General features: G+C 66.9%; 21 protein-coding genes. 7 read left to right on the top strand and 14 right to left on the bottom strand.

Going from position 1 to position 19190, the window contains the following annotated elements:
* The 3 genes from V7S63_RS22950 to hisD are packed head-to-tail and all read left to right on the top strand — an operon-like array spanning window position 1 to window position 3268.
* The gene (locus tag V7S63_RS22950) at window positions 1-954 is read left to right on the top strand and encodes an ABC transporter permease (RefSeq protein WP_336531921.1); all 954 of its coding nucleotides are present in this window, start codon (window positions 1-3) and stop codon (window positions 952-954) included.
* A complete protein-coding gene (locus V7S63_RS22945; protein ID WP_336531920.1) occupies window positions 951-1940 on the top strand; it encodes an ABC transporter permease in 990 nt (329 codons plus the stop codon). The genes V7S63_RS22950 and V7S63_RS22945 overlap by 4 nt, the downstream gene beginning before the upstream one ends.
* A 20-nt stretch (window positions 1941-1960) precedes the next feature.
* The gene (gene hisD, locus V7S63_RS22940; RefSeq protein WP_336531919.1) at window positions 1961-3268 is read left to right on the top strand and encodes a histidinol dehydrogenase; all 1308 of its coding nucleotides are present in this window, start codon (window positions 1961-1963) and stop codon (window positions 3266-3268) included.
* A gap of 410 nt (window positions 3269-3678) precedes the next feature.
* Here the strand turns inward: hisD and V7S63_RS28755 are convergent, their stop codons facing one another.
* Entirely contained in the window at window positions 3679-3879 is a 201-nt protein-coding gene (locus V7S63_RS28755) for a transposase (protein ID WP_442896508.1), read from the bottom strand.
* Window positions 3880-4022: 143 nt separating this feature from the next.
* Here V7S63_RS28755 and V7S63_RS28750 point away from each other — a divergent pair, with 143 nt between their 5' ends.
* The 3 genes from V7S63_RS28750 to V7S63_RS22925 are packed head-to-tail and all read left to right on the top strand — an operon-like array spanning window position 4023 to window position 4710.
* A complete protein-coding gene (locus V7S63_RS28750; protein WP_442896504.1) occupies window positions 4023-4259 on the top strand; it encodes an ester cyclase in 237 nt (78 codons plus the stop codon).
* Window positions 4256-4516: a hypothetical protein gene (locus V7S63_RS22930; RefSeq protein ID WP_336531917.1), complete on the top strand. Its 261-nt coding sequence runs from the start codon at window positions 4256-4258 to the stop codon at window positions 4514-4516. Before V7S63_RS28750 ends, V7S63_RS22930 begins: the two co-directional genes overlap by 4 nt.
* Before the next feature lie 59 nt (window positions 4517-4575).
* Window positions 4576-4710, top strand: coding sequence for a hypothetical protein (locus tag V7S63_RS22925; protein ID WP_336531916.1), 135 nt, complete (start codon window positions 4576-4578; stop codon window positions 4708-4710).
* Window positions 4711-4752: 42 nt separating this feature from the next.
* Here the strand turns inward: V7S63_RS22925 and V7S63_RS22920 are convergent, their stop codons facing one another.
* Both V7S63_RS22920 and V7S63_RS22915 read right to left on the bottom strand, forming a co-directional pair.
* Complete coding sequence (locus V7S63_RS22920) at window positions 4753-5847, bottom strand: aldo/keto reductase (RefSeq protein ID WP_336531915.1); 1095 nt, start codon at window positions 5845-5847, stop codon at window positions 4753-4755.
* Between the two features lie 19 nt (window positions 5848-5866).
* Window positions 5867-6853, bottom strand: coding sequence for an MBL fold metallo-hydrolase (locus V7S63_RS22915; RefSeq protein ID WP_336531914.1), 987 nt, complete (start codon window positions 6851-6853; stop codon window positions 5867-5869).
* 103 nt (window positions 6854-6956) lie between these two features.
* On the opposite strand from V7S63_RS22915, the gene V7S63_RS22910 reads away from it, so the two are divergent.
* Entirely contained in the window at window positions 6957-7862 is a 906-nt protein-coding gene (locus V7S63_RS22910) for a LysR family transcriptional regulator (RefSeq protein ID WP_336531913.1), read from the top strand.
* A gap of 78 nt (window positions 7863-7940) precedes the next feature.
* On the opposite strand, the gene V7S63_RS22905 is transcribed toward V7S63_RS22910, so the two are convergent.
* The 11 genes from V7S63_RS22905 to V7S63_RS22855 are packed head-to-tail and all read right to left on the bottom strand — an operon-like array spanning window position 7941 to window position 19167.
* Window positions 7941-8690 (bottom strand): SDR family oxidoreductase, encoded by a 750-nt coding sequence (locus V7S63_RS22905; RefSeq protein WP_336531986.1) that lies wholly within the window; start codon window positions 8688-8690, stop codon window positions 7941-7943.
* 39 nt (window positions 8691-8729) lie between these two features.
* The gene (locus V7S63_RS22900) at window positions 8730-10514 is read right to left on the bottom strand and encodes an IlvD/Edd family dehydratase (protein ID WP_336531912.1); all 1785 of its coding nucleotides are present in this window, start codon (window positions 10512-10514) and stop codon (window positions 8730-8732) included.
* A gap of 15 nt (window positions 10515-10529) precedes the next feature.
* Window positions 10530-11246 (bottom strand): SDR family NAD(P)-dependent oxidoreductase, encoded by a 717-nt coding sequence (locus V7S63_RS22895; RefSeq protein ID WP_336531911.1) that lies wholly within the window; start codon window positions 11244-11246, stop codon window positions 10530-10532.
* On the bottom strand, window positions 11243-12157 hold the full coding sequence (locus V7S63_RS22890) for a beta-keto acid cleavage family enzyme (protein ID WP_336531910.1): 915 nt from the start codon (window positions 12155-12157) through the stop codon (window positions 11243-11245). Before V7S63_RS22890 ends, V7S63_RS22895 begins: the two co-directional genes overlap by 4 nt.
* Complete coding sequence (gene dhaL, locus V7S63_RS22885) at window positions 12154-13881, bottom strand: dihydroxyacetone kinase subunit DhaL (protein WP_336531909.1); 1728 nt, start codon at window positions 13879-13881, stop codon at window positions 12154-12156. Before dhaL ends, V7S63_RS22890 begins: the two co-directional genes overlap by 4 nt.
* Before the next feature lie 23 nt (window positions 13882-13904).
* Complete coding sequence (locus V7S63_RS22880) at window positions 13905-14810, bottom strand: beta-keto acid cleavage family enzyme (RefSeq protein WP_336531908.1); 906 nt, start codon at window positions 14808-14810, stop codon at window positions 13905-13907.
* Between the two features lie 42 nt (window positions 14811-14852).
* Entirely contained in the window at window positions 14853-15740 is an 888-nt protein-coding gene (locus tag V7S63_RS22875) for an SDR family NAD(P)-dependent oxidoreductase (RefSeq protein WP_336531907.1), read from the bottom strand.
* Complete coding sequence (locus tag V7S63_RS22870) at window positions 15740-16576, bottom strand: ABC transporter ATP-binding protein (protein ID WP_336531906.1); 837 nt, start codon at window positions 16574-16576, stop codon at window positions 15740-15742. The genes V7S63_RS22875 and V7S63_RS22870 overlap by 1 nt, the downstream gene beginning before the upstream one ends.
* A 1-nt stretch (window position 16577) precedes the next feature.
* Window positions 16578-17372 (bottom strand): ABC transporter permease, encoded by a 795-nt coding sequence (locus V7S63_RS22865; RefSeq protein ID WP_336531905.1) that lies wholly within the window; start codon window positions 17370-17372, stop codon window positions 16578-16580.
* Window positions 17369-18193, bottom strand: a complete 825-nt coding sequence (locus V7S63_RS22860; RefSeq protein WP_336531904.1) for an ABC transporter permease — start codon at window positions 18191-18193, stop codon at window positions 17369-17371. Before V7S63_RS22860 ends, V7S63_RS22865 begins: the two co-directional genes overlap by 4 nt.
* Window positions 18190-19167 carry an ABC transporter substrate-binding protein gene (locus V7S63_RS22855; protein ID WP_336531903.1) on the bottom strand — a complete coding sequence of 326 codons (978 nt, stop codon included), beginning with the start codon at window positions 19165-19167 and terminating at the stop codon, window positions 18190-18192. Before V7S63_RS22855 ends, V7S63_RS22860 begins: the two co-directional genes overlap by 4 nt.
* Window positions 19168-19190: the final 23 nt, after the last annotated feature.

Raw genomic sequence — 19190 nt, 5'->3', positions numbered from 1 at the left:
ATGACCGTCTCAGCTCAGGCCGCGCCGCGCCGCCTCGATCCTGCTTTGGTAGCCGTGGTCGGGCTGCTCGCCTTCGTCGTGGCGACCGGTTTCCTAGTCAGCGAGCGTTTCGGCACTCTGCGCAACTTCACCAATGCACTGGAGCAAGCGGCAGCACTTGGCTTCGTCAGCCTCGGCCAGACGCTGGTCGTGCTCGCCGGTGGCATCGATCTGTCGATTGGCGCGCTCGTTTCGGCGCTTACGGTTATGATCTCGACGCTTTGCCATGCCTACCCCGATCTCGCGCCCCTGATCATTCTGTTGGCGCTGCTGGTCGGCGCCGCGGTCGGCGCCTTCAACGCCGGCGTCACGCTGGCGCTCAGGGTCCATCCGCTGATCGTCACGATCGGTACCGCGGTCATTCTCAATGGCTTGACCCTGATGGTGACGCGCCAGCCGACGGGCTCGGCGCCGATCTGGCTTGAGGAGTTCGCCTTCGGCCGCGTCCTCGGCCTTCCGGTCGCAGGCGTCGCGATGCTCGTGGCCTTCACGGTCGTGGGGCTTTGGCTCGCGCGCCACCCCCATGGCCGGCGGATCTATGCGGTCGGCGGCAGCCTTGACGCGGCACGCCTGACAGGCATCCCCGTCCGGCGGACGACGGTGCTGGTCTACGCGGCATCGGGCATGCTCGCGGCGCTGGCTGCGATCTATTACGTTGCACGCACCGGCACCGGCGACCCGCTCGTCGGCGAACCGCTGACGCTCGCCTCCATCACCCCGGTCGTGGTGGGTGGCACGCTGCTGGGCGGCGGTAAGGGTGGCGTAGTGGGGACGCTGCTTGGCGTCTTCCTGATCTCCTTCCTCAACAATCTTTTGAACTACATGAACGTCTCGACCTTTCTGCAATGGGTGGTCCAGGGGTTGATCATCATCGCCGCGGTCTCGTTCCAGGCCCGCAGTAGAGGTCGGCCATGAGCGCGCCCGCCGATGGCCTGACACCGGTTTCCGCGGTGCCGGCGCGAGAAGTCGTCGCCAACCGCCCCGTCGAAGTCTACGCGCTGCTAGGTCTGCTCGGCGCGCTCGTACTCGTCGCGAGCTTGCTTTCACCGGCCTTCCTCAGTCCCGCCAACATTCGCGACGTGCTGATCCAGGCTGCGCCGCTCGGCTTCGCCGTGCTCGGCCAGGCCGTCGTCATCATGGTCCGCGGGCTCGATCTCTCGGTCGCTTCGGTGATGGCCACTGTCGCGGTGATGGCGACGGCCTTCAATGCCACCACGGATGCCATGATCCCTGTCATCTTCGCCGCCGCGATCCTGCTCTCGGGCGCGGTGGGGCTGGTCAACGGGCTGCTCGTGACCAAGCGCGGCGTCTCGCCCTTCCTCGCCACGCTCGCCATGATGATCGTGCTGCAGGGCCTGCGCTTCGCCTACACGCAGGGCGCCCCCGCCGGCACCTTGCCGCCCGGCTTCCGCTGGCTCGGTAACGGGTCCGTGCTCGGGGTGCCGGTCAATGTCGCGGCGCTGCTGACCGTGGCGACGCTGCTCGGCTTTGCCCTGCACCGTATGCCTTTTGGCCGGCGGCTTTTCATCGTGGGCGGCAATCCGCGCGCAGCCGATCTTGTCGGCATCCGATCCGACCGGATCACGACCGCGGCCTATGTCATCGGATCGGTGATGGCCGGTCTCGCCGGCCTCTTCCTCGTCGGTTATGTCGGTACGGTCGACAACTGGGTCGGCCGTGGCTACGAGCTCGACTCGATCGTCGCGGCCATCATCGGCGGCGTGGCGCTGACGGGCGGCGCCGGCACTGTCGCGGGCGCGCTGTTGGGCACCCTCGTCCTGGTCGTCATCTTCAACATCGTCGTCATCCTCGGTCTGCCGATCGAGGTCCAGCTCATCATCAAGGGCATCGTCATCGTGCTTGCCGCCGCCGTCCACGTGCGACGCGCCGGCAAGGCATGAACACATCCAAGGAGATCGTCATGGCACGACACCTCAAGAACGGCCGTACGGTAGAGCAGAGCGCCGCCGACGCCCGTAAGGTCCGCGACATCGTCACCGGCATTCTCGAAGCGGTCGAGGCGGACGGCGACGCGGCCCTGCGGGAGTACTCGGGCCGCTTCGATAAATGGGCGCCGGATTCGTTCCGGCTGAGCGCCAGGGAGATCGAGGCATGCTTGTCGCAGGTCTCGAAGCGTGATCTCGACGACATCCGCTTTGCCCAGGCGCAAGTGCGAAACTTCGCCCAGGTCCAGCGCGATTCGATGAAGGACGTCGAGGTCGAGACGCTGCCAGGCGTCATCCTCGGTCATAAGAACATGCCGGTGGAAAGCGTCGGCTGCTATGTACCCGGCGGCAAATATCCACTCGTCGCTTCGGCACATATGGGCGTCGTCACCGCCAAAGTCGCGGGCGTACCGCGCGTCATAGCCGCCTCGCCGCCCTTCCGGGGCAAGCCCTCGCCGGCCGTGGTCGCGGCGATGCATCTCGGCGGCGCCGACGAGATTTACACCCTCGGCGGCGTCCAAGCGATCGCTGCCATGGGAATCGGGACGGCGAGCATCGCTCCAGTCTCTGTCATCGTCGGGCCGGGCAACGCCTATGTCGCCGAGGCCAAGCGCCAGCTCTTCGGCCGCGTCGGCATCGACCTAATCGCTGGACCGACCGAGACGCTCGTCATCGCAGACGACAGCGTCGACGCCGAGATCTGCGCAACCGACCTGCTCGGCCAAGCCGAGCACGGCTTCAACACCCCAGCGGTTCTGCTCACCACTTCGGACAAGCTTGCGCGCGAAACCATGTCCGAGGTCGAGCGCCTGCTCTCGATCCTGCCGACGGCGGAATTCGCCGCCGTATCCTGGCGAGACTACGGCGAGGTGATCGTCTGCGAGGACGATGCCGAGATGGTCCGAGAGGCCGACCGGATCGCCTCCGAGCACGTCCAGGTCATGACGCGCGATCCGGACTACTTCCTGGCCAACATGCGCAATTACGGCGCGCTCTTCCTCGGGCCCCGCACCAACGTCGCTTATGGCGACAAAGTCATCGGCACCAACCACACGCTGCCGACCGGCAAGGCGGCCCGCTACACGGGCGGGCTCTGGGTCGGCAAATTCATCAAGACGTGCACTTATCAGAAGGTCCTGACCGACCAAGCGTCTGCACTGATCGGCGCCTATTGCTCTAGGCTGTGCGTGCTTGAGGGCTTCTACGGCCATGCCGAACAGGCAAATGTGCGCGTCCGCCGCTATGGAGGGCGAAATGTCCCCTATGCACACCCAGCAGTGTGACCGCGTCGCCTTTCGAGCAGAGTGGCAAAGTCTGCTTCTTTATTCGGAATGTTGGGTCAAGCTCGGTTGTAGCTCTCTGCCAGGGTCTCGTTCACGCGGGTCACGCCTCTCTTCGCAGTCTAGTTGTTGCTGTCGAGCGAAGCAGCTGCACGCATTGGAGCGGGTCTGGAGAGCATCGCTTTTGGACGCGCTTTGAAGCGCAGCAGACATCTTCGGCTCCATCCATCCCGTCGTCCACGTGGGGCGATTCCGGCCAGGATCGCTGAGATCTGTTGTCAGGTCATGCCGCAGCCTCCGATCCCAGGCGGAAGTAGGTACCATCGGCCCCTATACGATGGAGCACGACGGCAATCTCGCGTACCAGCGCAACAATGGCGCGCCGACGGCCCTTAGTCTTCATCTGCCGCACGTCACAGGCCTTGAGGCTCGCAGGTGATCGAGCACATCAGCAAGGCGCTTGCGGCCGCGTAGAGCGCAGCGCGAACGTCGACGTCACCGGCATGGGGGATCTGACCTGGGTTGTCCGTCTCGCCGGACCGGAAGCGCCTGAGCGTCAGTCCGAGGTGGGCTCCGACAGTTCGAGAGCTCTTGAAGTGGGCAGAATCGTCCACAGTAGCCTTGAAGCTGAGGGCGGCGATCTCGCCAACGCCTGGCACGATCCTGAAGCGCCGACAGATCGTATCTTCGCGGGCGGCCTGCTTCACCCGCTGATAAAGCTCACCCACAAGTGCAAGGCATTACAGGCCTGAAGCCGATGGGCCCTACTGATGGCCGCGAGGAATACAAGTCCATCGTCACGGCGTTCGTCTCAGCCTTCCCGGCCGAAAGCCCAGTTGAGATCATCGACCAGTTCGTCTCGCAGGACGGTACGCGCGTCGTGACGCGCCTTCATTCGCGGCCACGGCATGCAGGCGAGTTTTCGGCGTCGCCGCCACGAACCGTGTCATCCTGTTTGATGAGACGCACGTTGCCCGGGTCACCGACGGAATGATCGTCGAAAACATCGTCAGCGCGACTAATCTCGAATTCGAAATGCTGATGGCACCGGTCCTGACGCCCCTGATCTTGACGTTAGGTCCAGTCGGCGAGCCGCTGCGGCTTCCTGATAAGGCCGCCGCATTGTCGCTTCCGCTTTCCGTGCGTGCGCAGGCCTATCGGCCCGGCGGGCCCCTCAGAATCGTGAAGTTCGATCGACCGGCGACGCTTCCGTCAATTTGTACCTCCTCGTCGGCCCGCGAACGCTGGTGATCCTGGATTGCGAGCGGACGGCCTTGGAACTCCAGCAACTGGTAGCAAGGGCACGCGGCTTGGCCGTGGTGCTGTGCCTGACGGCCGCCGCAGGATGGTTGGCGATTACCTTCGTTTTCATGGAGTACTGGGAGCCGAAGCTCAACGCCGCGGTCTTCGCGGCGCTCCTGGTCGCGTCGGTGCTGATGTCCTGAGGCTCAGGCGGAGGCTCGGCGCATTGATTGCGAAGCGTGCGCCTACTCTCTAAGCCGCTCGCGCGCCCGTGTCTGGGCGGTGCGGATCAGGCCTTGATACTGTCTCTCCTTGCCCGGGTACCAAGGCATGTTGGCGATCGTCCCGAAGCCGGGAATCGTCTCCATATGCGCGACCATGCGGCGGCGCATCGTGGCGTCCGGCAGGGGGCCGCGCATCGCCATGAGATTGTCGATGATGTGGTCGGGGTTCGAGGTTCCGCAGAGCACGCTGGTCACGGCCGGATGGGCCATCGCCCATTTGAGGAAGAATTGAGCCCAGCTCGTTGCGCCGAACTCGCTCGCGAAACCGGGCAGACGATGGCCTTCCACCACCTTCAGCAGTCGTGCCTTTTCGAGCGGAAGGTTCACCAGCACGCCGACCCCGCGGTCGGCCGCTGACGGAAGCAGGCGCTTGTCGGCATTGCGGTCGAAGATCGAATAATTCGTCTGGACAAAGTCCACATCGCCCTTCTCGACGATCTGGATCAATTGCTCATGGGCGGCGGTCTCATGGTGTGTGACCCCCACATGCCGGATCTGGCCCTCCTTCTTCCACGCCTGCATCAGCGGGACGATCACCGGCGCGTTGACGATGCTGTGGCATTGCATGAGGTCGATCGGCGAGCGCCACGTGCGCAGCTTGGACTGCTCGAGGCTGGCGGTGGCTGCACCGACATCGCCGAGATATTCGCCGGTCGCCCAGATCTTGTTCGCGAGGAAAACCTCCGTTTCAGCCGGCGTTTCCGCGAGGAAGGCGCCGACGCTGGCCTCGGCCGAACCGTAGAGGGGCGAGGTATCGACCACCCGACCGCCACCGGCGACATAGAGCCGGAACACCTCCCGGATGCGCTCGCGCGGCGCGCCCGGCATGAGATCGAAGGTCAGGAATGTACCGAGCCCGAGCGCGGTCAGGTTCTGTCCTGTCCGCGCAATCCGACGCGTGATGGCTTGTCCGCTCATCGCTCCGGTCATGGCGCCGGAAAGCGGCGGACTGTTCGTCTGGGCTTGTGCGAGGCGCGGGCCCCCCAGCGCGGCGGTCGCGCCGCTGACGGCCCCGAGAAAGCTGCGGCGGTCGAGATCTGTCGGCCTGCGGGTCATCGTCTCGTCTCCCTTCTGTTCAGAATTGCCAGCCTGCGGGCACCCAGGCGTAGCCGCTGTCCGTCCGCAGCAGATGGCCGAGGCCCGGGAACGGATAGTGGAAGCCGAGAACCGGTATTCGGTCGGCCGCAGCGCGGTCGAAGATGCGCCGGCGCGCGCCGAGCGCGGCGTCCTTGTCGCGGTCGGGGCCCGGCCGCCACGGCCTGTCGATGTTGACGATGGGGTGGTAGGCGAGATCGGCCGTCAGCAGCAGCTGGTCACGTCCCGAGTGGACGAGGAACGAGACCATGCCAGGGGTGTGTCCCGCAGCCGCGATCGTTGTCAGGCCGGGCACGATCTCAGCCCCCGGCTGGTAGAGTTCGACCCCGTTGGCGATCGGCTCGACACTACGCTTGATCGCCGCGGCGAAGCGCCGGCGGAAATCCTCCGGGACCGGCATGTAGGACAAGTCGGGCTCCCCGCGGACAAAGAAGTCCCAATCCGGCTTCGGCGCGAAGATCGTGGCGCGCGGGAATGCCGGCAGCCCATCGGCGGCCCTGAGATTGCCGACATGGTCGGGATGCGTGTGCGAGACGATGACGACATCGATATCGCGCGCGCTGAGGCCGATCTCCGCCAGGCGGGCGAAGATGCGTCCGCCGTTCGGCCCCATCGTCTGGCCAGCGCCTGCCTCCACCAGGATGCGCTGGCCGCCGACTTCGAGCAGCAGGGTGTTGAGATTCAGCATCAAATGGTCTGTCGGCAGGAAGGCGCGCTTCAGCATCTCCTGCAGCTCCTGCTCGGGCGCGTCGCTGGCATAGATGCGCGGTGGACCCCCGATCAGGCCGTCGCTAAGCACTGTCGCGCCGATCTCGCCGATCCGGAAGCGATAGTGTCCGGCGTTGCCGCTCGGTGGTTGCGGCGCCTGAGCACGCGCCTCTCCGGCACCTCCTCCGGGAACCAGCCCGGTCGCGCCGAGGACTGCGGACAAGACGATCTTGCGGCGGTTCAAGGTGATGCTCGTCATGGTTCCCTCGCGGTCGGATCGGTCGATCCGGCTCAAGATGACGATGCATGATTGATCAGATAAGACGTCTTCTCCCGATCAGCTTGATAAGTAGAATGTCGCAATGAGACCACTCCGCCTCGACAGTCTCGACGCCTTCGCATCGATCGTCAGATGCGGGGGCTTTCGCGCGGCGGCGGCGGAGCGAGGCGTCTCGTCGGCGGCGCTGAGCCAGAGCATCGGCGCACTGGAGGGGACGCTGGGCCTGCGCCTGCTGAATCGAACCACGCGCAGCGTCGCGCCCACGGAAGCCGGAGCGCGGCTTTACGAGCGGCTCGTTCCGACCTTGCGCGACATCAGGCTGGCGATCGAGGATCTCGACCGACTGCGGGAGACCCCGACGGGCACGCTGCGGATCAATGCACCCGGCCCGGCAGTCGACCACGTGCTGTGTCCGCTGGTCTTTGACTTCATGCGACGCTTTCCGGAGGTGAAGGTCGAGCTGATCAGCGACGCGGCGATCATCGATATCGTCCAGCAGGGCTTCGATGCCGGAGTGCGGTTCGGCAGGCAGCTGGAGCAGGACATGATCGCGGTGCCGCTCGGGCCTGCCTTGCGCTACACGATCGTCGCCTCGCCGAACTATCTTCGGGGTCGCGCCGCGCCGGCGACACCGCCTGATCTGATGGGATTCGACTGCATCCGTCGTCGCTTTCCCGGAGGAGCGATCGTCAGTTGGCAATTCGAGAAGAATGGCGAGCGCTTGGAGATCGCCCCCGAGGGCCGTCTGACGCTGAGCTCGGCGCATCAGGAGCTGCAGGCGGCGCTGACGGGACAAGGCATCGCGCATGTCTTCGAGGACTACGCGAAGCGGCATCTCGATGAGGGCCGCCTGGTCGAACTGTTACCCGACTGGTCGCCCGAGCTGCCGAGCTGGTTTCTCTACTATCCAAACCGGCGCCACCAGAGCGCGGCTATGTCTGTGTTCCTGCAGCATATCCGCGACTTCAAGTGGAACGCCGAGCCGTAGTCGCGTTTGCAGAACGTCCGCTTGCGCGCGAACAGTCCATGGCGGCTGCTGGCGCGATCCACCAAGTCATTTGCATCGTTAAATACCGCTGACACCGCCGTCGACGAGGAGCTCGGTGCCGACAACGAAGGCGGATTCATCCGAGGCCAGGAACACGGCGGCCTTGGCAAGTTCGAGCGGCGTGCCCATGCGGCCGATCGGGACCAGCCGCCGGATATCGTCTCGCAGTGCGGCCTCGGCCTGCGCCTCCAGGCCCAGCTTGCCGAGCGCGGGTGTCTCGGTCGGACCCGGGCTCAGCCCGTTCACGCGGATGCCGCGATCCTTGAGCTCCCCAGACAGCGTGCGCGCGAGAGATAGAAGCCCGGCTTTGCTCGCGGCATAGGCGCTCGACTGCGGCAGGCCGATATGCGCGGACACCGAACCGCACAGGATGATCGATGCAGGATTGGCGAACAGCGGCAGCAGCGCGCGGATCAGGAAGAACGGACCTTTGAGATTCGTTGCCATCAGCGCATCGAACGTCGCCTCGTCCCATTCGACCAACGGACGATGGGTGACATCACCGGCGTTGACGTAGAGGATGTCGAGCTTAGGCCATGCCCCCGCCAGTTCGGCGGCCACGCTCGCCTGCCCGGCGCTGTCGCCGGCGTCGCTGCGGATCGCCAGCACCGTCCCGCCGAGCTCGCGTCGGGCTTTCTCCAGCCCAGCCGCCGAACGGCCGGTGATCGCCACCGTCGCGCCCTCGGCGAGGAACTGCCGGGCCGTCTCCAGGCCGATGCCGCTCGTTCCCCCGGTGATGAGCGCGTATTTGCCTGCCAACCTCGTCATGCCGCTCTCCATTCAAACGAAGCGCCCCCGGCGTCGCGTTCAATGATTGCCGCGTGGAACGCCGTGGATCGCCGCGATGCGCCGGTGGCGGAGCGCCTCTTCCAGAACCATGCCGCCATCGAGTTGGCCGACATGCCGGCGGAACAGGGTTTGCCAGGGTGTCTGGTCGATCAGGCCCGGCAGCACCAGGTCCTTCCGCCGCCGCGCCAGTTCGTCGTTGCCTACGAGCATATCGGCGCTGCGCTTGTTCAGGTCGATCCGAATGCGGTCGCCGGTCCGCAGCAGCGCCAGGCCGCCGCCCGCTGCCGCTTCCGGTGAAGCGTTCAAGATCGAGGGGCTGCCGGAGGTTCCGCTCTGGCGCCCGTCGCCGATGCAAGGCAGTTCTTCGATACCGCGACGGACTAGGGCGTCGGGCGGCAGCATGTTCACCACCTCCGCTCCGCCGGGATAGCCGAGCGGACCGACATGGCGGATGACGAGTATCGAGTCCTCGTCGATGCCGAGCGCCGGATCGTTGATCCGGGCGTGGTAATCCTCCGGACCTTCGAATACGACGGCCCGTCCTTCAAAAGCGTCCTCGTCTCCTGGACGGCGGAGATAGCGACGCCGGAACTCCTCCGAGATCACCGAGGTCTTCATGATCGCGCTGTCGAAGAGATTGCCGGACAGGACGGCGAAGCCAGCGGCGTCGCGCAGCGGGCGGGCGATCGGCCGGATGACCTCCTCGTCGAGAATGCGCGCTCCGGCGTTGTCCTCGCCCAGCGTGCGCCCCGTCACGGTCAGGGTGCCTTCGTGCATCCGCCCGGCCTTGCGCAACTCGGCGATGACTGCCGGCAGACCACCGGCACGGTAATAGGCTTCGCCGAGATGCCGCCCGGCCGGCATCATGTCGACGAGCAGCGGCACGTCGTAGCCGATCCTGTCCCAGTCGGCGTTGTCGAGCGGAACGCCCATATGCCGCGCGATGGCGTTGAGATGGGGCGGACAATTCGTCGATGCGCCGATGGCGGATGCGCAGACGATCGCGTTCTCGAAGGCCGCGCGGGTCATGATGCGGGACGGCTTCAGATCCTCCCATACCATCCCGACGATCCGGGCGCCGGTCGCGTGAGCGACCTGCGCGCGTTCGCGATATGGCGCCGGTATTGCGGCCGAGCCGGGCAGGCTCATGCCGAGCGCTTCGGCCAGCGCGTTCATCGAGCTCGCCGTGCCCATCGTGTTGCAATGGCCGATGCTCGGCGCCGAGGTCGAAACGATGTCCATGAAGGCGTCGGTGTCGATCTCGCCAGCAGCGAGGCGCCTGCGCGCGTCCCAGATTACCGTGCCGGAGCCGACGAGCCTGCCGTCTGCGTGCCCGTCCAGCATCGGTCCGCCGGAGAGCACGATCGCGGGTATATCGACGGTCGCCGCCGCCATCAGGCAGGCCGGCGTGGTCTTGTCGCAGCCAGTGGTCAGCACGACGCCGTCGAGCGGATAGCCGAACAGGATCTCGACAAGGCCGAGATAGGCGAGATTGCGGTCGAGCGCCGCCGTCGGGCGCTTGCCGGTTTCCTGGATCGGATGAACGGGAAACTCGAAGGGAATGCCGCCAGCCTGCAGGATGCCCTCGCGCACGCGCTGCGCAAGTGCCAGGTGGTGGCGATTGCAGGGCGCGAGGTCGCTGCCGGTCTGGGCGATGCCGATGATCGGCTTGCCCGATTGCAGCTCCGCCCGCGTCAGGCCGTAATTGAGATAGCGCTCCATATAGAGCGCGGTCATGCCGGGATCGTCCGGGTTGCTCCACCAGAGCTGGCTGCGCAGGCGGGGCTTGGTTTGCTCGCTCATCGCTCGTGTCTTCCATCAGCGCGCCAGGAAGCCGCCGTCGACAGGCAGCGTGTGGCCGGTGACCATTCCGGAGGCCCGGCTGGCGAGATAGAGGAAGGCGCCGGCAATCTCTTCGGGCTCGGCGAGGCGCCCCATGGGGGTCGCAGCCTCGATTTCGGCCTGCATGCCCGGCCGGTCGAGCAGGCCCGCAGTGAGAGCCGTGTGCACGAACCAGGGAGCGACGGCGTTCACACGAATGCCGGTACGCGCCCATTCGATCGCCAAGGCCCGGGTCATGTTGACGATCGCGCCCTTGGTCGTCTGGTACGATACGTTGGGGTAGAGCCCACCGGACAGCCCCATCACCGAAGCGGTATTGACGATCCTGCCTTCGCCCGCCGGCAGCATGTGGCGAGCGGCGGCGCGGGCACAGAGGAACATGCCGGTCATGTTCACCGCGACGACGCTGTTCCAGTCGGCGCTCGACAGTTCGAGCGTGGGATGGCGGATCGCGATGCCGGCATTGTTGACCAGCACGTCGAGGCGCCCGTGCCGCCGCACGACATCGGCGAAGAAGGCATCGACCGCCCGTTCGTCGGCGACGTCGAGCGACGGTTCGCCATTGCGGTCGGCGACGATCACGCTGGCGCCGGCCTCGCGCAGGGCCTCGACTACCGCCGCGCCGATGCCGCTGGCCCCGCCGGTGACGATGGCGACTTCGCCGTCCATGCGGAAACGATCGAGGATGCTCATGCTGCTTGCTCCGCGCGTGCTTGCGCATTTGACGGCACCAGGCCGAGGATTTCGCGGGCCTCGCCGGGCGTCGCCGGCTCCATGCCGAGTTCGCGGATGATGCGCACCATCCGCTCGACCAGGCGCGGGTTGGTCGTCGGCTCGCCGGGCAGATAGTCCAGGTTGTCCTCGAGCCCAACGCGGACATGGCCGCCGAGCAGCAGCGCGTGGGTGGTTGCGGGAAGCTGCGCCGCGCCGGCCGCCGCCACGGAGAACACCGAGCCTGCTGGCAGCAATTCCACCATCATCTGGAGAATCTTGGGTGAATAGGGCATGGCGCCCTGGAAGACATGATCGAAGCCGAGGCAGAGATTGACGATGTGCGGGGCCGGATCGAGCCCCTCTGCAGCGAGCGTGCGCATGTCCTGCATCAGATGGGCCGGGCTGAACGCCTCCCATTCCGGCTTGATGCCCCTGTCGCGCAGGCGCTGCGCGAAAATGCGGGCGCGTCGCGGCGAGGCCGTCAGCAGAGTCTCGCGGCCGGCGAGCGTGGCGAGAACCGTCATGGCGTTCAGCGTGACGATCTCCGCGCCGGCATCGGCCGCCTTCATGCGCTCGTCGAGATCGACCTCCCAGAGATCGTTGCTGAGTCTGCGGCCCATCGCGCCGGTGACGCCACCGCCGCCGGAATTGTTGATGACGATGTCGCAGCGCTCGCGGATCAAAGTGTTGATCCGGCCATAGATCGCCGCGTCGCAGGTCGGTTCGTCATTGGGAAGGCGGGCATGCAGCGCCGCGACGGAGGCGCCCGCCGCATGACAGCGCGCGACGTCTTCTGCGATCTCGTCCGGCTGCGTCGGCAGATGCGGGTTCTGGGCCCGGGTCGCGAATCCGCCCGTCGGTGCCACGGTGACGATGACCTTCCGGCTCATGGCTTCGCCTCCGCTCCGGCTTCGGAGAATTCGTGGGCGAGCGCGGCCAGCCAGATCGCGACCGCCTCCGCGCCGGGGTCGGGATGGCCCGCGACCCGGTCGCCGAGATAGCTCGACCGGCCCTTGCGCGGCGTCATGCCGGCCGTGGCGGCTGCGCCTTCCCGTGCTGCGCTAACAGCCTGCGCCAGAGCGGTGGATACAGGCGCTCCGCTCCTCACAGCTTCGGAAAACGCCTCGGCCGCTGGGATCAGCGCGTCGAGCATGGTGCGATCGCCGCGGGCGGCGCCTCCCAGTTCGGAGATACCGGCGCAGGAAGCCGTGAGCGCTTCGGCCCAGGCGTGCGCGGACGGATCATTCGTCTTGCGCAGGACTTCCGACGCCCGCAACGCGGCGATGGCATAGAGCGGGCCCGAGGTGCCCCCGATGCTGCGCCGGAGCGTCTGCGATACGAGCCTGAGCAGGCTCGCCTCGTCAGCAGGCAGATTGCCAGCGAAGGCCTTGTCCAGTGCGTCGGCACCACGGCGGAGGCTGAAGCCGAGATCGCCGTCTCCCACGGCCTGGTCGAGCGTTGTGAGGCGGGCCTCCTGCACCCGGATGGCATGCGAAATCGCGCTCAGGACATGGCGGAAGCGCCGCGCCTTCGGCCCGAGCTCTGCCGCGGTCGCCTCGACGGACTCTGCGCCGGCAGCCATCTGCACTCGATTGGGGTCCACCGGCGGCGTCGCTCCCGCCTGCCAGCTCGCCGAGAATGCCGGAGCATCGAGACGCGCCAAGCGGCCTGCATCGAGCCTCATCAGCGAGAGCGAGCAGCCCTGCATGTCGAGCGCGGTCAGATTGCTGCCGCACCAGCTACGACGCACGGTGATGCCGCGTTTGCGCAACGCGGCGAGGGCGGCCCGGGCGACGATGGCCAGTTCCATCGGCGGCGTGCCGCCGAGCCCGTTGACGAGGAGCGCCGTCTGATCGTTCGCGCCGAAGCCCCGGTCGGCGACGATCCGATCGATAAGGGTCTCGACGAGCGCATCGGCGCCATCGAGATGGGCTCGTTCGATCCCGGCCTCGCCATGGATGCCGAGCCCGAGCTCGATCTCGTTGGCGGCGAGATCGAAGCCCGCTGAATCGGCGCCGGGGACAGTGCAGCCCGACAGGGCGACGCCCATGGTGCCGGTCGCGCCGATGGCGGCCTCGACCTCGGCTTTGATCTCGGCAAGCGGGAGGCCTGCAGCAGCGCAGGCTCCTGCCACCTTATGGACCAGAACCGTGCCGGCGATGCCGCGCCGGCCCGCACCGCCGCCCGCGCCGAGTGCGACGTCGTCATCGACGATCACCATCTCGACGGGGATGCCTTCCGTGCGGGCGATATCGGCGGCGAGGCCGAAATTGAGCCGGTCTCCGGTGTAGTTCTTGACGATCAGCAGCACGCCGGCTTGGCCGCAGACTGCGCGGATCGCGGCAAGGACCGCATCCGTGCTCGGCGAGGTGAAGACGTCGCCGGAGACCGCGGCCGTCAGCAGGCCCTCGCCGACATAGCCGGCATGGGCTGGCTCGTGGCCGGCGCCGCCGCCGGAGATCAGCGCGACCCCGCCCCTCGCCGCGAGCTCGGCGGCGTCGCGCCGCAGCACGACGTTCTCGCCCGCGAGCAGCGCCAGTCGCCCGTCGAGGCCGATGAGCCCCTCCAGCATCTGCCCGACCACATCGCGCGGATCGTTGATCAGCTTTTTCATTCCCGCTCCTCCGACTATCGCGCTCAGGCGGCCGCGCGCCGGGGCTCGGCGATGCCGAGAATTTCCCTGGCCTCCTGCGGTGTCGCGATGTCGCGCCCCATGCTGCGAGCCAGGGCCGCGATATGGCGGACGATATCGGCATTGCGCGGCTTGCCGCCGAGTTCGAGATAGGGATGGTCGCCGAGCCCGAAGGAGAGATGTCCGCCCTCGGCGATGGCGATGCTGGCGATCGGCTGCACGCTGCCGGGATAGACCAGTGCCAGCCACTCGCTCGGCCCGTTGCGCGGCAGGAAGTCGAGATGGGCCGAGAGGCCGCGATAAGTACCGGGGTGGCCCGCGAAAAGCCCGCTCTCCGACATCAGCAAGCCGATATAGGCAGGTCCCCGGATCAGCCCCATCTCAATGAAGGCGTCGACGGTGCGCGTACAGCCGATGTTCCAGCAGGTGTGGACCGTCTTGACGCCAGCCGCCTGAATCTCGCGAGTGAAGTATTTCAGCAGCTTGGTCGGGTTGTGGAAGACGAGGTCGTCGGTGACGAACTCCTTCTTGTCCTTGGCGTAGACGTCGACGTTCATCGAGGCCATGTCAACGGGCGCGATGTCGGGCCTTGTCTTCGGGTTGCGCGCGAGCTTGAGGATGTGCTCGACGCGTCGTTCCGACGGGGTGAGCGTGACGTAGCCGAGCGTCGAATGCACAAGCACGTCGGGCGCCTTCTCGCGGATGCGCTCGATCGTCTCGGCATAGGTCTCGAAGCTGTTCTCCGGCTCGCCTGTCACACCGTTGCGGCCGTGGAAATGCACACAGGTTGCACCGGCCTCGTAGCATTCGGCGGCGTCCTCGGCGATCTCGGCCGGCGACCACGGGACATTCGGGTTCTCGTCGCGCATGGCGTACTCGTTCATGCGCACGTCGATGATCATCTTCTTCATGGAGCGTTCTCCGGCATGCGGGGCGCCGCGATGGCAAGCCCGTCAGTTGTCGTTGGAATCGAGCCAGGTCTGGGAGGTCACGCCGCCGTCGACGACGAGCGATTGCCCGGTGATGAAGTCGGCCTCGTCCGAGGCGAGGAAGAGGGCTGCATGGGCGACGTCCCAGCCCGTGCCCATCTTGCCGCGGGGGATCTGGCGGTCGCGCTTGCGCATCATCTCGTCGAAATCCGCAGCGCCATAGGCGTCACGCAGCACGGTAATCATCGGCGTTTCGAGGAAACCGGCGGTGACCGCGTTGCAGCGAATTCGCTGCCGCGCATATTGCAGCGCGATCTGCTTGGAAAACGGCACGATCGCGCCCTTCGAGGCGGCGTAGGCGAGGAGCGGCACGCCGGTCCAGCGGATGCCGGCGATCGCGCCCATATTCACGATCGCGCCGCCGCGCCCCTCGCGCTCGAACTGCGCCAGCATGATCGGGATGACCGCCTTGCAGGTCAGGAACATGCTCTTGATGTTGGCGGCCATCAGCCGGTCCCAGTCGGCCTCGGCCGTGTCCAGCGGGCCGCCGACATGGGCAATGCCGACATTGTTGTGCAGCACGTCGATGCGGCCGTATCGTTCGAGGCAGGCATCAGCCAACCGGCCGACCGCTTCGGCGTCCGTCACGTCGGCGACGTGGGTTTCGCATATACCGCCACGCTCCAGGATCGCGGCGCGCGTGGCCTCGACCGCTTCGACATTGCGGTCCACCGCGAAGATCTCGGCGCCTTCGCGGGCGAAGACGGCGGCGGTCGCGCGGCCATTGCCCCAGCCGTCGCCGACCGAGCCGGCTCCGGTGACGATGGCGACCTTTCCGGCCAACCGCGGCGGCCTGCCTGCGAGCTCCGGCGGAATTCCGACGCCCATAGCGTCTTGTTGTGGCGTGGCCATCACGCGGTTCTCCCGGCGATCGAGGTCCGCTGAAGGGGCCCTTCGCCGACCAGGCTCAGTCGCGCCGGCGCCGCTCCGCGTTCGCCACGGATTTCGTGCAGCACGCGCGCCCTGAGCTCGGCGAAATGCGGCTCCGATTTGGTGGCGATCTGGTCGCGTGGCGTCGGCAACGGCACGGCGAGCGTGTCGACCACCTCGGCCGGCGAGCCGCGCAGCACCACGACCCGATCCGAGAGGTAGATCGACTCGTCGATGTCGTGTGTCACGACGACGACCGACATGCCGAGCCGTTCGCGCAGGCCCAGCGTCAGGTCCTCCAGCTCAGCGCGTGTCTGGGCATCGACGGAGGCGAAGGGCTCGTCCATCAGCAGCAGTCGCGGCTCGCAGGCGATCGCCCGGGCGATCGCGACGCGCTGCTGCATGCCGCCGGACAGTTGCCAGGGGTATTTCCGCTCGTGTCCCTTGAGGCCGACGGCCTCGATGGCAGCTTCCGCAGCGCTGTCGCGCCTGCCGGCATCGGCGATCCGATGGCGCAGGGGCAGCGTGACATTCCCCAGCACGCTGAGCCAGGGCATCAGCGAGCGGCCGTAGTCCTGGAAGACCACCGCGATGTCCTTGTGCGGCCGGTCGATCACTGCGCCGTCGAGGGTCACGGTGCCGGCGACGGGCCGCGACAGCCCGGCGATGCAGCGCATCAGCGTCGACTTGCCGACACCTGAGGGCCCGACGAGGCAGGCGATTTCGCCCCGCTCGACGGTGCAATTCAGGTTCCGGAAGATGACTTTCGCCTGCGTGTCGGAGCCGTAGCTCATCGACAGATCATTGATCTCTAGCATGTCAGCGTTCCCTGCGATGAGAGCTGTCGAAGCCGGAGGCGGCGTGGCTGTGATGCCAGCCGAGCGCACGCCTCTCGGCCAGGCTCATCAGGCCGTTGAGGGCGTAGCCGATGATGCCGAGCATGATCAGCGCGGCCCACATCTGCGGCATGTCCCAGCCTTGCGTCGCCGACAGGATGACGTAGCCGATGCCACGGGTGGAGGCGAAGAGCTCGCTGCCCACGGTCGCCACCAGTGCGATCGACACGGCCAGCCGCAGGCCCGCGAAGATTTGCGGGCTCGCCGCCGGCAGGACGACGCGCATGAGGGTGTCGCGCTTGCGAAGCCCCATCGTCGCGGTCGCGTCCCGCAGCGTCGGGTCGATCGTCCTGACGCCCTCTGTGGTGTTGAGCAGGACGGGCCACAGCGTACCGAAGGCGATGATCGCGATCTTCTCTCCGTCCCCCGTACCCATCAGCATGATCACCAGCGGGATCAGCGCGATCACCGGCACGGCGCGCATCACTTCCAGCAGCGGCAGGGCGAGCCGCGCCAGCGGGGACAGACCGAGAGCGACGCCGAGGGCCACACCCAGGCCGGCTCCGATCGCAAAGCCGGCGGCGAGATTGCGCAGGCTCGGCAAAAGGTCGCTGCCGACCCTGGCAAAGAGCCAGTCCGAGGCGAACCGATCGAGAATTTGCGCCAATGGCGGGAAATAGAGCGACGTGCTTCCGCGCGAACTCAGCCACCAGAGCAGCACCAGCAGGGCCGGTAGCCAAAGTTCGAGCGCGAGGCGGCGCCAACGCAGGGCGCTCACGGCCGCGTCCTGCGCGCTGGGCTCCAGGGCACGAGCAACCCCTCGGCGAGATAGGTCGCGAGCGTCATCGCGACGCCCAGCCCGATCGCGACCAGCGTATAGGCATAGACGTCGAGGACCGCGCCGACGCTCTGGGCGACCGCAATCGCCGCGCCGACGCCTGGCACATAAGTGAGTACCTCGATGCCGATGCAGAGCAGAAGACCCATGACGGCGGCAAGCCGCAGTCCGGTGATGAGATAGGGCGTCACAGCCGGCATCAGCACATGCCGGAGCAGCGTGGCCTTCGGCAGGCGAAAGGCTCGGCCGGTCTCGACCAACATCGGGTCGATGTCGCGCACGCCATGGCTGACCTGCAGCATGATCGGCCACAACATGGTCGGTACGGTCACCATAAGCTCGGTCTGCCGGCGCGCGCCGAACAGCAGCAGCGCCAGCGGGATTAGCCCGAGCGGCGGGACGCTCCGCAGCGCATCGACCAGCAGCCGGCTGCTCTGCCGCGCGAAGGCGCTCGATCCGAGAAGGATGCCGAGCGGAACGGCGGTCGCCGTCGCGATGACCAAGGAGATCGCCCAGCCGGTAAGGGTCTCGCCGATGCGGGCCGGAACGTCGCCGGCGGCGATCAGTGCGGCCAGGCGCAGCAGCGTCGCGTCGAGCCGGGGCAACACCTCGGGCCCGACCTTGCCGCTGAGCACGAGGAGATGCCACGCCGCCAGCGGGAGCAGCAGGAAGGCTGCCTTGCCGAGCCAGGGGCCGATCGGCCGCGGCGGCGATCGGCGCGCCGGCGTACCGGCCGAGGGAAGGGAGACGAGACCGCTCACGGCGCCAGCACCAGAGCGGACGGATCGACCGTGCCCTTCGCGAAGCTGTAATCCTCGAACAGCTTCTTCACCTGCGCCACCTGGGGGACCGTGACTTCGGCCGAGAGCTTCGGCAGTGCCGAGGCCTTGGCGTCGGCTTCAGGCGTGTTGAAACCTTTCATCAGGGCCTCCGGCACATCCTGCGGGTGGCTCTCGGCATACGCGATCGCCTCTGCCACTGCCGCGCGCAGCGCTCGCATCGTATCCGCATTGGCCTTGGCGTAGTCGCGCGAGGCGATCAGGACGAGGCGCGGCAGATCGGCGAAGGCGAGGAAGTTCGGATTGCCGAAGGGAGCCGCGAACGCTCCGCTCGCCATGAAGGAGGAGTAGAAGGGGTCGTGGACCACGGCCGCCTGTACGTCGCCGTTCTGAACGGCACCCTTCATCGCGGGCGGCGGCAGCACGGTAAATTTCAGGCTGCGCGCATCGCCGCCGAAGCGGTCGACCGTCACGCGGGCGGCGAGTTCGTCGGCGCTGTTCAGCGCCACGACCGCAATCGTCTTGCCGTTGAGGTCGGCGCCCGAGCGGACATCCCCCTTGCGGACGATCAGGCCATCGGGGTCGGCTCCGGAGCTTCCCTTCGCCCAGCGGCTGAGGCCGCTCACGACCCCGATCGGCAATCCGGCCGCGCTGGCGGAGGCGGTATGTTGCAAGGAGTTGAGCGCGACATCGACCTGTCCGCTCATCGTCGATTGCACGATCGAGGCTGTCGACAACGTGCTGATTGTGACCTTGAGCCCATGCTTCTCGAAGATGCCCCGGTCGCGCGCCAGCAAAAGGACTGCGGCATCGACGATCGGGAAGACGCCGAGCTTCAATTCGCGCAGCTTGCCAGCGGCGGTCTGCGCGACCGCCAGTGGGGACGCGGCGGCGGTGGACAGGGCAGCGATGCCGGCCAGAACGTGACGTCGCGACAGATAGGACAAGCGCTTCATGGTTCCCTCCCCGGGGAAAATCG

The organism is Allobosea sp. CCNWLY174, from assembly GCF_037120455.1.
Lineage (GTDB): Bacteria > Pseudomonadota > Alphaproteobacteria > Rhizobiales > Beijerinckiaceae > Allobosea > Allobosea lupini.
The sequence above is the reverse complement of the archived record's forward strand: the minus strand, read 5'-3'. Positions and strand labels throughout refer to the sequence as shown.